Source organism: Labrys sp. E2SS-1L (genome assembly GCF_057073705.1).
In genome coordinates, this window is the sequence record NZ_CP172712.1 from 4,060,123 (window position 1) to 4,074,363 (window position 14,241).

Sequence of the window (14,241 nt, forward strand, 5' to 3'; positions counted from 1 at the left end):
CACGATGCCTGCCCAACCGATTCTACGCTTTCCCGATCCGCGCTTGCGCCTTCCCGCAGCCCCGGTCACCGCTTTCGACGCCGATCTGGCAGTTCTTGCCCAGGATCTGCTCGACACCATGCGAGCCGCGCCTGGCATCGGCATCACCGCCCCGCATCTGGGCATCGCCAAGCGCCTTGTGGTGCTCGAATTGCCCAGCGAGAACAGGGTACGGGTCTATGTCAATCCGCGCCTCGTTTGGTCATCGCAGGACGAGCGGGAGCATGTCGAAGGCAGCGTCTCCATGCCTGGTGTGACCGAAACGGTCGAACGCCCCGCCCGGGTACGCGTCGTCTTCCAGACCCTCGAAGGGGTGGAGGAAACGGAAGAAGCCGATGGCCTGCTCGCCGTCTGCCTGCAACACGAAATCGACCAACTCGACGGCATCTTCTGGATCCAGCGTCTGTCGCGCCTGAAACGCGAGCGGGTCATCAAGCGTTTTCAAAAGCGATCCTGACGCCGGCCCTCCCTGCCGACAACAAAATCTCGCCAGGGCTGTCGGCTCGGCAGGATGTCGAACGTCCTTGGGAGATCGAAGCAGGAGGAAGCTGAAATGACCTATGTCGACGGTTTCGTTGTCGCCGTGCCCAAGCAAAACCTCGAGGCCTATGAGGAAATGGCCCGTCTCGGCGGCCAGGTCTGGATGGAACATGGCGCACTCAGCTATGTCGAATGCGTCGCCGACGATGTGCCTTATGGCGAGGTGACGTCCTTTCCGCGCGCTGTCCAGGCAAAGGAGGACGAGATCGTCATCTTCTCCTGGGTGACCTATCGCTCGCGCGAGGACCGTGACGCCGTCATGGCCAAGGTGATGGCCGATCCCCGGCTGGAGGGCAGCATGGCGAACGCGCCCTTCGACGGCAAACGCATGATCTTTGGCGGTTTCACCAGCCTGATCGAGATGTAGGGCGCCGAAATCGCGCTGATGACCCGACTATCCGGGTGCCGGCCAAAGGGACTGGATTGCCGGGTCAAGCCCGGCAACGACAAAGCTCGTGCAAATTCGAAAGCGCCTTCAGCATCGTTTTTGCCGAAAACCGGCGTCCACTTTTCGGCGCGATGCTCTAGGCCAACTGCATTGGCACTCAGGCCAGGGCTGCGGCGTAGTTGTCGGGCTTGAAGCCGACGAGCAGCTTGCCGTTGCCGAGATCGAGGACGGGCCGCTTGATCATGGTCGGCTCGGCCAGCATGAGGTCGATCGCCTTGGCCCGGTCGATGCCCTGCTTGTCGCCCTCGGGCAAGGCACGGAAGGTCGTGCTGGTCTTGTTCAGCAGGACTTCCCAGCCGACCTTGTCCGCCCAGGCATCGAGATGCGCGCGATCGATGCCCTCGGCCCGATAATCGTGGAAGGCATAGGCCTTGCCATGGGTCTCGAGCCAGGTACGCGCCTTCTTCATGGTATCGCAGGTCTTGATGCCGTAGATCGTCACACTCATGTCAGGTCCTGATTCCCGGGCTAACTGAAGCCCTCTTTTCCGTCGAGAAATAGAGCAGGGCAAGCACCGGCAGGGCAAAACCGAGCCAGGACGTCGCCGTCCAGCCGCCATGGGCATAGACCCAGCCGCCCAGGGCCGAGCCGAGGGCGCCGCCTGCGAAGAAGGTCGCCATATAGACACCATTGAGGCGACTGCGATATTCCGCCCCGAGATTGTAGAGCAGACGCTGGCCGAGCACGACATTGGCCGAGACGCCGAAATCGAGCGCAATCGCGGCGAACACCAAAAGGCCGAGCGACAGGCCGGATCCCGGCTCGGCGAGATGGGTGAGCAGGAAGCTGACGGCGCCGAGCGTCATGGCGAAGGCCGAGGCCGGACGGACCCAGCCGCGGTCGGCGACACGTCCGGCGATCGGGGCCGCCACCGCGCCTGCCGCCCCGGCAAGTGCAAACAGCGCAATGCCCGATTGCGTCATGCCGAAGGCTGGGCTTGCCAGCAGCAACGGGGTACAGGTCCAGAACACGCTGAAGGCACCGAACATGCAGGCCTGATAGAGGGCCCGCCGGCGCAGGATCGGCATGGTGCGCATCATGGTCGCCATCGAGAGCAGCAGCCGGCCATAGGTCGGGCCCGGCGGCGGCTGGCGCTTGGGCAGGGCGCGGGCCAGCACCACGCCCAACACCAGCATGGCAAGGATGGAGACGAGGAACACCATGTGCCAGGAGCTGAAATAGGTGATCAGGCTCGATACCGGGCGGGCCAGCATGATGCCGACCATCAGCCCGCTCATCACATTGCCGACCACCCTGCCCCGCCGCGCTTCCGGTGCCAGATGCGCGGCAAAGGGCACGAGAATCTGCACGGCCACGGAACCGAGCCCGATCAGCAAGGCCGAGACCAGGAACTGCAGGCTGCTGCGGGCCAGCATGGCCCCCGCCAGAGCGATGACGGCCAGTCCCATCACCCAGAGGATGAGCTTGCGATTTTCGATGAGATCGCCGAGCGGCACCAGGAACAGCAGGCCGGCGCCGTAGCCGATCTGGGTCATCGTCACGATCAGCCCGGCCGCGCCGGGCGTCATGCCGAGTTCAGCGCTGATCAGGCCGACCAGCGGCTGAGCATAATAGATATTCGCGGCGATGAGACCACAGGCCGCTGCGATCAGCAGGGTAATCCAGCCGGAGGCCACGGGCTCATGCGTGGCCTCGCCCGTCGTTGCAATGCGGGACATCCAATCTCACAAAAGAAAGGGCATGCAGCTACCCCGGCGGGGGGAAGGCGTCATGCGGAGCTGAAAGGAATTCAGCTCCTCTTTTGTCATGGGTGATGCCGCCTTGGCCAGCCCTTGTCCGACGAAACCCCCGTGCATCAGGCCAATCTGATGCGCTCCCCGCTTGCCGGATCGAACAGGCGCAGATTGCCGGGAGCGATCGCCAGCTTCACGACCTCGCCTGCCTTCAAGGCAGGACGCTCGGTGGTGAACAGCTTCAGCCCCTGTCCGCCGATTTCCAGATGGGCCACGGTGCCCAACCCCGTCGGCTCGACCAGATCGACGCGGGCCGGCACATTGCCTTCCGAGGAGAGTGTCGCGCGCTCCGGACGAATGCCGACCACGACCTTCTCGGGCAGGCGCTGGCCCGCCAGGACGGCAAGCACGGTATCGCCGACTCGCAGTGTCGTACCGCCCTCGCCCGGCTGTGCCTGAGCATCGAGAAAGTTCATTGCGGGCGAGCCGATGAAGCCGGCCACGAACATATTGGCAGGATCGTCATAGAGTTCGAGCGGCGCGCCGACCTGCTGGATCACGCCCCCGTTCATGGCGACGATGCGATCGGCCATGGTCATCGCCTCGATCTGATCGTGGGTGACATAGACCGAGGTCGCCCCGAGATCCCGGTGCAGCTTGCGGATCTCGAACCGCATCTGCTCGCGCAGGCGGGCATCGAGATTGGACAGGGGCTCGTCGAACAGGAAGGCCTTGGGATTGCGCACGATGGCGCGGCCCATGGCGACGCGCTGGCGTTGCCCGCCCGACAATTGCCGTGGCTTGCGGTCCTGCAGGGCCTCCAGGCCGAGCTTGGCACCGGCCTTGGTCACCGCGCTCGAGATGAAATCGGCGGCTTTCTTCCGAAGCTTGAGCGCATAGCTCATATTGTCCCGCACGCTCATATGCGGATAGAGCGCGTAGGACTGGAACACCATGGCGATGTCGCGATCCCTAGGCGGCAGGTCGTTCACCGTGGCGCCGTCGATCAGGATCTGCCCCTGGCTGGTGTCCTCCAGCCCGGCTATGAGGCGCAGCAAAGTCGACTTGCCGCAGCCGGAGGGGCCGACCAGCACCACGAACTCGCCCGACGCGATGGAGAGGTCGATACCCTTGAGGATGGGCAGCGCGCCGTAATTTTTGCGGACGGCTTTCACTTCGATATTGGCCATCGGAATAATCCTTTCAGCCCTTCACGGCGCCGGCCGTGAGGCCCTGGACCAGGTAACGCTGGATCAGGAAGAAGAAGATGCAGACGGGGATGAGCGCGAGCACGCCGGCCGCCATCATCTGCCCGAAATCCACCGCGAACTTCGAAACGAAGTTGAGCAGCCCCACCGGAAAGGTGATGACGCTGTCCTTGGTGTTGAGCATCAGCGCGAAGAGCAGCTCGCTCCAGGCTGCGGTGAAGACGAAACCGAGGGTGGCGGCGATGCCCGGCATGGTCAGCGGCAGGATGATCTGGCGCAGCGCCCCGAAGCGTGTGGCGCCGTCGATCATCGCCGCCTCCTCCAGGTCCTTCGGAATGCCGTCGAAGAAGGACTGCATCAGGAAGGCGGCGAACGGCACGTTATAGGCGGTATAGATGATGATCAGGCCGGTCAGGCTGTTGTTGAGCCCGAGCGGCTGGAACAGCTTGAAGATCGGCGCGATGATCATCACCAGCGGGAACATCTGGGTGATCAGCATCAACCCGACCAGCCAGAATTTGCCGCGATAGACGAAGCGCGAGAAGCTGTAGCCGGCGCCGGCCGCCAGCAGCGTGGTGAACAGCGCGGTAAAACCCGAGATGATCACGCTGTTGCGGAAGAACAGCGGGAAATCGGTATGGCTGATCACCGAGACATAGTGATCGAAGCCGAAGCGCGACGGCCACAACTTCACGCCTTCGCTATAGAGCAGATCATTGGGCGTGACCGAGACCTTGAACACCCAGTAGAGCGGGAACAGGGCAAAGGCCAGGAACAGGGCGATCAGGGCGTAGTGCATGACCCAATAGGCCGAACGACGGGTGGAACGGCGCATGGTCAGGCCCTCCGGATCAGCATCTGCCGCAACGCGATCAGCGTGGCGGCATAGGCCAGCAGCAGCACCAGCAGCACCATCGAGATCGCCGAGGCATAGCCGAAATCGAGGCGCATATAGGCCTGCGTATAGATGTAGCTGGCGATGATCTGGGTCGAGTCAGCCGGGCCTCCGCGAGTCATCACCACGATGAGGTCGGCGGAATTGGCGATCCAGACCGCGCGCAGCAGCACGGTGATGGCGATCGTCGGCGCCAGGAACGGCACCGTGATCGAGGTAAAGCGCTTGAGCGCCCCGGCACCGTCGATCTCGGCCGCCTCATAGATGTCCTGCGGGATCGATTGCAGGGCAGCGAGCAGCGTGATGGCGAAGAACGGAAAGCCCCACCAGACATTGGCGACGATCGGCCCCCAGATGGCATGGGTCGGGCTGGAGAGAATGTTGTCGGGCGCCGCCATCAGGCCGAGGCCGTAGAGCCAGTGCGGCACCGGACCGACGATGGGATTGAACATCCAGGCCCAGTTGAGGCCGGAGAGAAAGCTCGGTACGGCCCAGGGCAGGAACACCAGCGCCTGCACCACGCCGCGTCCCGGGAAGGGCCGGTTGAGCAGGAGGGCCAGGATCAGGCCGAGAATGAACTGCAGGGCGACCGAGACCACCGTCCACAGCACGGTATTGGAAAGTGCATTCCAGAAATTGGCATCGCCCCACATGGTGCTGAAATGCTCGAGCCCGACATAGCCGCCGCCGAAGGGCTTCAGGAGCTGGATATCGCGAAAGGCGTAGGACATGCCGATGGCCAGGGGTACCAGCATGATCGCCACGATCAGGATGACCGAAGGCGCGGCATAGAGCCAGGGTTCGAACGCCAGCCAGGCGCTTCGGCCGCGCCGCCTGGTCGGGATGGAAAGTTCTGCCAAAGCCATTCGTTATCCGATCGAGAACAGGCTGGGGACGGAGAGGTAGCCGGGCGTGCCGGATCATCTCTTCTCCCTTTTCGGGAGAAGGTGCCGGCAGGCGGATGAGGGGTGGCGGCGCCCCTGAAGAGGTCGCGTGTCTCCCCTCATCCGGCATTTCGTGCCGCCTTCTCCCGAAAGGGTGGGAAGGCGGACGCGCGCGGAGCCTGGGGAACGGTTACTTCTTCTTCGCCAGGAATTTCTGCTGGGCCTTGGTCAGATAGTCGGCCCATTGCCCGGCCAGCTGTTCGGGGGTGAGCTGGCCCAGCAGGGCCTGCTGCGTCGTCTTCACCGCGATGGAGTCGGCGAAGAAGGCGAACTCCTCCAGATAGGTCGGCATCACCAGCGGCGAGACATTGGAGTCGCCGAGTTCGGCGAACCAGCCCTTGAACTTGGGGTCTGCATAGAAGGGATCGTTCGCGGCGGATTTGTAGATCGGTAGTGCGCCCGTCTTCTTGTTCCAGGCGATATTGCCTTCCGGACCGTCGAGGGCAGCGATCAGCTTCCAGGCCAGTTCTTTGTTCTCGGAATTGGCGAACATCGACCAGGAGGCATAGCCGATGGTCGGGAAGGTCTTGCCAGCCGGCCCCTTCGGCATGGGGGCGACGTCGTAATCGTCCTTGTTCATCTTGTCGGCCACGGCGATCAGGGCATCGGGATCCTGGTCGAGCATGGCGCAGGTGCCGGAATAGAAGCCGGTGACGATCTCGTTGAAGCCCCAGTTCACGCTGTCCTTGGGCGCATAGCCATTCTTGTAGAGATCGACCAGCACGGTGACGCCCTTGATCCAGCCGGGATCGGCCATGGTCGAGGTGCCGTCAGGCTTGAAGAAGGTGCCGTCTCCGGCCATGTTGGCGCCCATCATCATCCAGCCATTGAGGCCGCCGGGCCCGCCACGCAGGCAATAACCGAACTTGCCGGGAAGGGCGGAAACCTTCTTGGCCGCCTCGACGAACTCGTCCATCGTCTTGGGCGGACCGTCGACGCCTGCTTCCTTGAACAGCTTCTTGTTGTAGAACATCGCCCGCAGATAGAAGCCATAGGGCAGCGCATAGGCGGTGTTGTTGACATAGCGCCCCATCTCGAGCGCGCGGTCGTTCAGCTCCTTGGTGTGCTCCCACTTGGCGAGATAGGGCTCGAGATTTTCGAGCATGCCGTTGTTGGCATAGAGCGACTGCCAGCGATCGGGCATCTCGACCACATCAGGCGTATCGCCGGCCGAGACCATGGTGGCGAACTTCTCGAAGGCCTGGCCCCAGGGCAGCGAGGTGATCTCCACCTTGACGCCCGGATTGGCGTCCTCGAACTTCTTGACGATCTCCTTGAGCGTCTGGGTGCGCTCAGGACTCGTGATGACTTCCGTCAGCTTGAGCGTGGTGTCGGCTAAAGCCGGCAAGGCCAGCGCCAACGAGGCCGTCGCGGCCAGCAGCAGTTTCTTGAACATTGTGATTCCCCTCTCTTGTTATTTGCACCCTACGTCCCAACCAGCGCCCGAACGCTCGTCCGGTGGACGGCGTCCGCACGCCGGCTATCTCTTGGCAGCGGCCAGCGCCTGCGTGATATCGGCCCATAGCGCGTCCACGCCTTCCAGGCCGACATGGAGGCGCACGATGCGCTCCGAAACCCCGAAATCCAGCGCCGAATTGGGGCCGGCATTCTGTCCGCGCGTGACCAGAGCCGGCACCACCAGACTCTCGTGGCCGCCCCAGCTCACCCCGATCTTGAACAGCTTGAGGGCGTTGCAGAAGGCGGGAATGTCGATGCTGCCATCGAATTCGAAAGAGAACAGGCCGGAAGTGCCGCTGAGCCCGGGCGGCAGGCTATTGCCGAGACCTGGGTGGTACACGGCGACCACTTCGGGTCGTTCGCCGAGCTTGCGCGCCACGGCAAGCCCCGCCGCCTCATGCGCCTTCATGCGCGTCGGCAAAGTGCGCAGCCCCCTGAGCAGCAGCCAGGCTTCGAACGGCGCCAGTTTTGCACCGAGATAGGGCGTGATGGTGCGGCGGATGACGTCGACGAGTTCCTTGCGTCCCGCGACCACGCCGGCAACCACGTCCGAATGGCCGCCGATATATTTGGAAGCCGAATGCACCACGAGGTCGACGCCGAGGCGCACCGGTTGCTGGAACACCGGTGAGGCCCAGCTGTTGTCGAGGATGGTGATGACGCCATGCCGGCGCGCCAAGGCCGTGAGCGCGGGAATGTCCTGCGTTTCCATCATCCAGCTGTTCGGGCTCTCCATGTAGAAGAGCTTGGCGCCCGGCAGTGCCGCTGCCACCGCGTCGGCGTCACGGCCATCGACGTAGACGGTCTCGACCTTCCAGCGTTTCAGCAGCGTCTCGAACAGGCGATAGGCGTCGGGATAGACATGGCGTACGCAGACGATGCGATCGCCGGGCTCGACGAAAGCCAGCACGCTGGAGGAGATCGCGCCCATTCCGCTGGCAAAGCCGATGGCATCCTCGGTGCGTTCGAGTTCGGCGATCTTCTCTTCGAACAGGCGCGTGGTCGGATTGCCGACGCGCGAATAGACCGGGCGGACCTGTTCGCCGCGATAGGTCGCAGCCATATCCTCGAAGCTCGAGAAGGTGAACAGCGACGTCTGCACGATCGGCGGCACCACGGCCTCGAAGGCGTGGGCATCGTCATGGGCGACGACGAGGCTGGCATAGTCGAGATCATCCGATGCCTGCGTCATCCGGTGGTCGGTCATTTGGACATGTCCTTGATGTCTTCTTCGACAATTTCGAGAATGGCGAGTGTCTTTTCCCGCGCCGTCTGCGGATCGCGCCGGACGATGGCGTCGAAGAGCTCGCGGTGGAAACGGAAGGAACGGCGGGCGAAATCCGGGCGGTCGAAAGGCTCATCGAAGAAGCTTTCGAAAGCCTCCCGCATCCTCTCCAGAAGTTGGCCGAACAGCGGATTGTGGCTGGCGTCATAGATGGCGAGATGGAAGGCGAGGTCCTCAGGGCCGGAGGTCCCCTTTTCCAGATGCACCGCCTCCATGATGTCGAGCTTGGCCTCGATGACGGCGATGTCCTCAGGCGTCGCCCGGAGGGCCGCGAGCGCGCTCACCTCGGTTTCGAGCCCGCGCCGCACCTCCAGTGTCTGCAGCAGGCGGTCCCGCAGCAAGGCGGCATCGATCACCAGCGGCATGTGGATGGCGTCGGCCGAGAATGCCCGCTTGAGATAGGTGCCGCTGCCCTTGCGGGATTCCACCACGCCCAGGGCCTGCAGCTTGCGGATGACCTCCCGCACCGTGGAACGGCCGACCGCGAGGGTCTGCATCAGCTGCCGCTCGGTCGGCAGGCGTTCGCCCGGCTTGATGCCGGAGGTGGCGATGAAGGTACCGATCGCACGCATCACGTCATCCGCCCGGTCGGCGGATGGCAACGGAGCAAGTCCCTGGAGCGACGGCGTGCCCAACGATGGTTTCCGGATGATGAATTAGAATTGGTCTGACATCTGACTATTTTTCGAAACACGGCTCGCTGTCAAGAAAGAAGTCAGACCAATTTTGGAGGGTCGATCTCCTCAGTTCCATCGAGTGATGGAGCGGGATCGACCAACTGGCTGGCACTGCGCCTCGAAGATGGCCGATCCGAAGATCGACCCTCCAAAACGCACTCCGCAATTGCATTCCGGCCCATCTTGGCGCAAAGACACGCGTTTCATGAGACAGACGGAAAGAAAGCGGACATGGCGGTGATCGAAGCAGCCCAAGAGACGGCGGAGGGCAAGACGGCCCCGACGGTCTCCTATGTCTCGCTGGGTTGCCCCAAGGCCCTGGTCGATTCCGAGCGCATCCTCACCCAGTTGAGGGCCGAGGGCTACGGTATCACCCGCAACCACAAGGGCGCCGACCTCGTCATCGTCAACACCTGCGGCTTCCTCGATTCAGCCAAGGCGGAGTCCCTCGGCGCCATCGGCGATGCCATGGCCGAGAACGGCAAGGTGATCGTCACCGGCTGTATGGGTGCCGAGCCCGACCCGATCCTGGAGAAATTCCCCAACGTCTTCGCCGTCACCGGCCCTCAGCAATATGAGACGGTGGTCGAGGCCGTGCACAAGGCCGCGCCTCCGGCGCATGATCCCTATACGGATCTGGTGCCGCCGCAGGGCCTAAAACTCACACCGCGGCACTACGCTTACTTAAAGATTTCAGAGGGTTGCAACAATCGCTGCAGCTTCTGCATCATCCCCAAGCTGCGCGGCGACCTCGTCTCCCGCCCGGCCGCCGACGTGATGCGCGAGGCCGAAAAGCTGGTGAAGGCGGGCGTCAAGGAATTGCTGGTGATCAGCCAGGACACCTCGGCCTATGGCGTCGATATCCGCTATGCCGAGAGCCCCTGGCAGGGCGAGCCCCTGAAGGCGAAATTCTACGATCTCTCCAAGGCTCTCGGTGACCTCGGGGTCTGGGTGCGCATGCACTATGTCTACCCCTACCCGCATGTCGACGACGTCATCCCGCTGATGGCGGAACGCAAGATCCTGCCTTACCTCGACATCCCTTTCCAGCATGCCTCCCCGACGGTGCTGAAGGCGATGCGCCGTCCCGGCAACCAGGAGAAGGTGCTGGAACGCATCCATAAATGGCGCGAGATCTGCCCCGACATCACCCTGCGCTCGACCTTCATCGTCGGCTTCCCGGGCGAGACCGACGAGGATTTCGAGCTGCTGCTCGACTGGCTGCGTGAAGCCCAGCTCGATCGCGTCGGCTGCTTCGAATATGAGCCCGTGGCCGGCGCCACCGCCAATGACCTCGGCCTGATGCCGGTACCGGACGAGGTGAAGAAGCAGCGCCATCGCCGCTTCATGGAAACCCAGCAGCAGATCTCGATCCGCAAGCTGAAGAACAAGGTGGGCAAGCGTCTGTCCGTCATCATCGACGAGACAGGACCGACCGTCGCCAAGGGCCGCTCCATGGCCGATGCGCCCGAGATCGACGGCGCTGTGTATGTCGCTAGCCGCCGTCCGTTGCGCGTGGGCGACATCGTCACCGTGAAGATCGAGCGCTCGGATGCCTACGACCTGCACGGCATCGCGGTCTGAGAACTGACGGTCCGCTCGCCGCGCCCCAACCGACCGGACACCACGGATTTGGCGACGCTGCTCGCCGAGGGCCCTGCATGCCCCTGGGTCGATCCGCGACAGCTGAAGTCGTGCTCTCTTGCATCGACCGGATCGGCCTCATCCCGGCGTTTTCTGCGGCATGGGACGCCTGGGTTTTAGTCGCAATCCCAAGAGGGAAACTTATATCCAACGCTCAATCAGGCCACGATGACGCGTAACGCCGTCCCAAGGCCAAGATTTTCTCATACCAAATCCAACTATTCATCGTTTGGCACCGACCGGATTTGCTCCTATCCGGAGCCCAGCGGGCAGATGATCGACGGCGCAGGCAAGCGCCGACGATCCGGGCCTCTTCCGGGATAACAATCCGAAAATGGAGTTGGGAATGAATTCGTCGTTGTCGCACAGGCGGTTTGTCGCCGCGTCCATATTTGCGACGTCCATGCTCGTCGCTGCGTCGGCATGGGCTCAGACATCCTCCGAGCAGGAACGCCTCCAGCATGTCGTCGATGGCACGATCAAGCCTCTGATGGAAGGCAATGCCATTCCCGGCATGGCCGTCGCCATCATCGCCGATGGCAAGCAATTCGTCTTCAATTATGGGCTTGCCTCGAAGGAAAGCGGACAGAAGGTCACGGATTCAACGCTCTTCGAGATGGGCTCGATCAGCAAGACCTTCACCGCCACCCTCGCGGCCTATGGCGTGGCTCGCGGCGCCTTTTCGCTCTCCGACAAGGCGGGACAGAGATTGCCGGCCCTTGCCGGCAGCAGCCTCGAAAATGTCAGCCTGCTCGACCTTGCCACCTATACGGCCGGCGGTCTGCCCCTGCAGTTTCCGGACCAGATCACCGACGATGCCGAGACGATCGGTTATTACAAGGCATGGCGTCCGGCCTTCCCGCCCGGCTCTCACAGGCTCTATTCCAATCCGAGCATCGGCCTGTTCGGCTATATCGCCGCCCAGGCCATGGGCAAGCCCTTCGACGATCTCATGCAGACGGATTTGCTGCCCCTGCTCGGCCTCTCCAATACCTATGTCCGGGTGCCGCAGGAGCGGATGGCCGACTATGCCTGGGGCATTGCCAAGGACGGCAGGCCTATCCGGGTGTCGCCAGGCCCCATGGATTCGGAGGCCTATGGCATCAAGACGACGGCGACCGATCTCATCCGCTTCGTCGAGGCCAATATCAACGGATCCCGGCTCGATGAAACGCTCCAGCGCGCCATCGCCACCACCCATGCCGGCTACTACAAGGTAGGCGTCATGCAGCAGGGCCTGGGATGGGAAATGTACAGCTATCCAACCACGCTGGAGCGCCTGCTCGCCGGAAACTCGGCCAAGATGGCCTTCGAACCGCATGAGGCACACAAGCTCGTGCCACCGCAGCCGCCTCGGCGCGACATGCTGTTCAACAAGACCGGTTCCACCAACGGTTTCGGCGGCTATGTCGCCTATGTGCCGGCCAGGGGCATCGGCATCGCGATCCTGGCCAACAAGAACTATCCCATCCCGGATCGGATCAAGGCAGCCTGGCAAATCTTCAGCGCGCTCGACGGCCAGGAAAAGCCGGCGCCCAAGCCCTGAGACGTATCCGTCATTCCTGTGACAACTCGACAACGCCCTGCACCTCCACGGTGCAGGGCTTTTTTCATGCCGTTTGCCCCTGCCGAAACCGGGGCGTCGTCTGCCGCGGGCCGACATCCATCTTGACACCCCCGGATACCGTTAATACCATAACTATACCTAATATAACATAATAATGAAATACCACATCCAGACAATGGGGAGTACAGCACTATGGAAGACTTCGCCGAAACCAGACGGAATCTGGTCAAGGGCAGCCTGCTCGGCGGGCTGGCCCTGGCAAGCGTCGTAGGCTCCGCCCGGCAGGCAGCAGCGCAGGCCTCGTCCGACAGCCTGCTCCGCACCATACTCGATCGCGGCCACCTGATCGTCGGCACCGGCTCGACCAATGCCCCCTGGCATTTCGAAGACGAGAAGGGCGAGCTCACCGGCATGGACATCGCCATGGCGAAGATCCTCGCCAAGGGCCTGTTCGACGACGCCAGCAAGATCGAGTTCGTGCGGCAGGACGCGGCCCAGCGCGTTCCCAACATCAACACCGGCAAGGTCGACGTCGTCATCCAGTTCATGACGATTTCGCCCGCCCGGGCCCAGCTCGTCGCCTATTCGCGCCCCTATTATGTCGAAGGCGTCGCCTTGCTGACGCGGCCCGACAGCGACAAGAAGACCTTCGACGACCTCCTCAAGGCCGGATCCTCCGCGCGCATTTCCATCCTGCAGAACGTCGACGCCGAGGAGACGGTCAAGAAGGTGCTGCCCGAAGCGACGGTGATGCAGCTCGACAGCCAGCCCAACGTGGTGCTCGCCCTGGACTCCAAGCGCGTGGACGCCGCCGCCGTCGATCTTTCCAATGTCTGGTGGCTCGCCAAGCGCCATCCCGACAAATATTTCGACGCCGGCAAATCCTGGAACGCCATGCTGTATGGCGCCGCGGTGCGCCAGGGCGATCCGGACTGGCTGCATTTCGTCAACACGACCTTCGGCGTGGCGATCCATGGCCACCAGAACGAGATCTATGATGCGGCGCTGCGAGACTATTTCGGCCTGACGCCGCCGGCCCGCAAACCCGGCCTGCCGACCTTCTAGGCTCCGGCTCGCCCCGCAAATCCTCGACAGCATCGCCGGTGCACCTTGGTGCAGGTCCTGCCGGCGATGCCAGGGCTCGGTCGCGCACGATGGCTGGATCTCCGGCATGATGAACTATCATTTCAACTTCGCCATCGTCTGGCGCTATTCGGCCAAGCTCTTCGAAGGGCTGCTGCTGAGCGTCGAGCTCGCGGCCGCGACCATCGCGATCGGCATGCTGATCGGGCTGCTGCTCGCTCTGGTCCAGATCGACGGGCCGCGCTGGGCCCGTCCCCTGATCCGGGGCTATGTCGAATTCGTCCGCAACGTGCCGCTGCTGCTGCTGGTCTATCTGGTGTTTTACGGCATTCCCAGCGCCATCGACCTGCAATATGGGGCGACGACTTCCTTCGTCGCCACGCTCGCCGTCTATTCGGGTGCCTATCTCGTCGAGGTGCTACGGGCAGGCCTGGAAGCCGTACCGAAAGGGTTGATCGAGGCGGGCAAGAGTATCGGCCTGACGCCCTTCGGCGTGCTCTGGCATATTCGCCTGCCGACGGCGCTGCGCATCGCCCTGCCTTCGCTGTCGAACACCTATGTCTCGCTGTTCAAGGACACCTCGATCGCTTCCGCCATCGCCGTGCCCGAGCTCGCCTACGGCATGCGCTGGATCGAGACGCAGACCTTCCGCACCGTCGAAGTCTATCTGCTCGCAACGCCGATCTATCTGGTGACCAGCTACGCCATCCTGCTGCTGCTGAGGCTGGCCGAGCGGCGCTATGCCATCAGCCGGTGACG

General features: G+C 63.0%; 14 protein-coding genes. 6 read left to right on the forward strand and 8 right to left on the reverse strand.

The genetic code is table 11. From position 1 onward, the window contains the following. The first annotated feature begins 4 nt into the window (after nt 1-4). Complete coding sequence (locus ACIGJE_RS19015; RefSeq protein WP_367622966.1) at nt 5-496, forward strand: peptide deformylase; 492 nt, start codon at nt 5-7, stop codon at nt 494-496. A gap of 96 nt (nt 497-592) precedes the next feature. Next, a complete protein-coding gene (locus ACIGJE_RS19020; protein WP_311934926.1) occupies nt 593-946 on the forward strand; it encodes a DUF1428 domain-containing protein in 354 nt (117 codons plus the stop codon). Nucleotides 947-1,124: 178 nt separating this feature from the next. On the opposite strand, the gene ACIGJE_RS19025 is transcribed toward ACIGJE_RS19020, so the two are convergent. From ACIGJE_RS19025 to ACIGJE_RS19060, 8 genes are all read right to left on the reverse strand, one after another. Then, a complete protein-coding gene (locus ACIGJE_RS19025) occupies nt 1,125-1,475 on the reverse strand; it encodes an ArsC family reductase (RefSeq protein ID WP_311934928.1) in 351 nt (116 codons plus the stop codon). 1 nt (nt 1,476) lies between these two features. Continuing rightward, the gene (locus ACIGJE_RS19030; RefSeq protein WP_311934930.1) at nt 1,477-2,706 is read right to left on the reverse strand and encodes an MFS transporter; all 1,230 of its coding nucleotides are present in this window, start codon (nt 2,704-2,706) and stop codon (nt 1,477-1,479) included. Between the two features lie 137 nt (nt 2,707-2,843). Further along, the gene (locus ACIGJE_RS19035; RefSeq protein ID WP_311934932.1) at nt 2,844-3,911 is read right to left on the reverse strand and encodes an ABC transporter ATP-binding protein; all 1,068 of its coding nucleotides are present in this window, start codon (nt 3,909-3,911) and stop codon (nt 2,844-2,846) included. 13 nt (nt 3,912-3,924) lie between these two features. Continuing rightward, entirely contained in the window at nt 3,925-4,764 is an 840-nt protein-coding gene (locus ACIGJE_RS19040; protein WP_311934934.1) for a carbohydrate ABC transporter permease, read from the reverse strand. Nucleotides 4,765-4,766: 2 nt separating this feature from the next. Continuing rightward, entirely contained in the window at nt 4,767-5,690 is a 924-nt protein-coding gene (locus ACIGJE_RS19045; protein ID WP_367622969.1) for a carbohydrate ABC transporter permease, read from the reverse strand. Nucleotides 5,691-5,898: 208 nt separating this feature from the next. Further along, the gene (locus ACIGJE_RS19050; protein ID WP_105864629.1) at nt 5,899-7,164 is read right to left on the reverse strand and encodes an ABC transporter substrate-binding protein; all 1,266 of its coding nucleotides are present in this window, start codon (nt 7,162-7,164) and stop codon (nt 5,899-5,901) included. 84 nt (nt 7,165-7,248) lie between these two features. Further along, nucleotides 7,249-8,418, reverse strand: coding sequence for a PLP-dependent transferase (locus ACIGJE_RS19055; RefSeq protein WP_311935528.1), 1,170 nt, complete (start codon nt 8,416-8,418; stop codon nt 7,249-7,251). A gap of 11 nt (nt 8,419-8,429) precedes the next feature. Continuing rightward, a complete protein-coding gene (locus tag ACIGJE_RS19060; protein ID WP_311934938.1) occupies nt 8,430-9,083 on the reverse strand; it encodes a FadR/GntR family transcriptional regulator in 654 nt (217 codons plus the stop codon). A 336-nt stretch (nt 9,084-9,419) separates the two neighbouring features. On the opposite strand from ACIGJE_RS19060, the gene rimO reads away from it, so the two are divergent. The 4 genes from rimO (at nt 9,420) to ACIGJE_RS19080 (ending at nt 14,239) form a co-directional block, all read left to right on the forward strand. After that, the gene (rimO, locus tag ACIGJE_RS19065) at nt 9,420-10,772 is read left to right on the forward strand and encodes a 30S ribosomal protein S12 methylthiotransferase RimO (RefSeq protein ID WP_483678426.1); all 1,353 of its coding nucleotides are present in this window, start codon (nt 9,420-9,422) and stop codon (nt 10,770-10,772) included. Between the two features lie 463 nt (nt 10,773-11,235). Then, complete coding sequence (ampC, locus tag ACIGJE_RS19070; protein WP_483678428.1) at nt 11,236-12,378, forward strand: class C beta-lactamase; 1,143 nt, start codon at nt 11,236-11,238, stop codon at nt 12,376-12,378. 213 nt (nt 12,379-12,591) lie between these two features. After that, nucleotides 12,592-13,464 (forward strand): transporter substrate-binding domain-containing protein, encoded by an 873-nt coding sequence (locus ACIGJE_RS19075; RefSeq protein WP_311934943.1) that lies wholly within the window; start codon nt 12,592-12,594, stop codon nt 13,462-13,464. 106 nt (nt 13,465-13,570) lie between these two features. Then, nucleotides 13,571-14,239 (forward strand): amino acid ABC transporter permease, encoded by a 669-nt coding sequence (locus ACIGJE_RS19080; protein ID WP_311934945.1) that lies wholly within the window; start codon nt 13,571-13,573, stop codon nt 14,237-14,239. Nucleotides 14,240-14,241: the final 2 nt, after the last annotated feature.

Excerpts from the sequence above, each read along its gene's own strand:
- ACIGJE_RS19045 (WP_367622969.1), bottom strand. The coding sequence starts at position 5,690 with ATGGCTTTGGCAGAACTTTCCATCCCGACCAGGCGGCGCGGCCGAAGC.
- ACIGJE_RS19055 (WP_311935528.1), bottom strand. The coding sequence starts at position 8,418 with ATGACGCAGGCATCGGATGATCTCGACTATGCCAGCCTCGTCGTCGCC.
- ACIGJE_RS19080 (WP_311934945.1), top strand. The coding sequence starts at position 13,571 with ATGATGAACTATCATTTCAACTTCGCCATCGTCTGGCGCTATTCGGCC.
- ACIGJE_RS19035 (WP_311934932.1), bottom strand. The coding sequence starts at position 3,911 with ATGGCCAATATCGAAGTGAAAGCCGTCCGCAAAAATTACGGCGCGCTG.
- ACIGJE_RS19015 (WP_367622966.1), top strand. The coding sequence starts at position 5 with ATGCCTGCCCAACCGATTCTACGCTTTCCCGATCCGCGCTTGCGCCTT.
- ACIGJE_RS19030 (WP_311934930.1), bottom strand. The coding sequence starts at position 2,706 with ATGTCCCGCATTGCAACGACGGGCGAGGCCACGCATGAGCCCGTGGCC.
- ACIGJE_RS19060 (WP_311934938.1), bottom strand. The coding sequence starts at position 9,083 with ATGCGTGCGATCGGTACCTTCATCGCCACCTCCGGCATCAAGCCGGGC.
- rimO (WP_483678426.1), top strand. The coding sequence starts at position 9,420 with ATGGCGGTGATCGAAGCAGCCCAAGAGACGGCGGAGGGCAAGACGGCC.
- ampC (WP_483678428.1), top strand. The coding sequence starts at position 11,236 with ATGCTCGTCGCTGCGTCGGCATGGGCTCAGACATCCTCCGAGCAGGAA.
- ACIGJE_RS19050 (WP_105864629.1), bottom strand. The coding sequence starts at position 7,164 with ATGTTCAAGAAACTGCTGCTGGCCGCGACGGCCTCGTTGGCGCTGGCC.
- ACIGJE_RS19075 (WP_311934943.1), top strand. The coding sequence starts at position 12,592 with ATGGAAGACTTCGCCGAAACCAGACGGAATCTGGTCAAGGGCAGCCTG.
- ACIGJE_RS19025 (WP_311934928.1), bottom strand. The coding sequence starts at position 1,475 with ATGAGTGTGACGATCTACGGCATCAAGACCTGCGATACCATGAAGAAG.
- ACIGJE_RS19040 (WP_311934934.1), bottom strand. The coding sequence starts at position 4,764 with ATGCGCCGTTCCACCCGTCGTTCGGCCTATTGGGTCATGCACTACGCC.
- ACIGJE_RS19020 (WP_311934926.1), top strand. The coding sequence starts at position 593 with ATGACCTATGTCGACGGTTTCGTTGTCGCCGTGCCCAAGCAAAACCTC.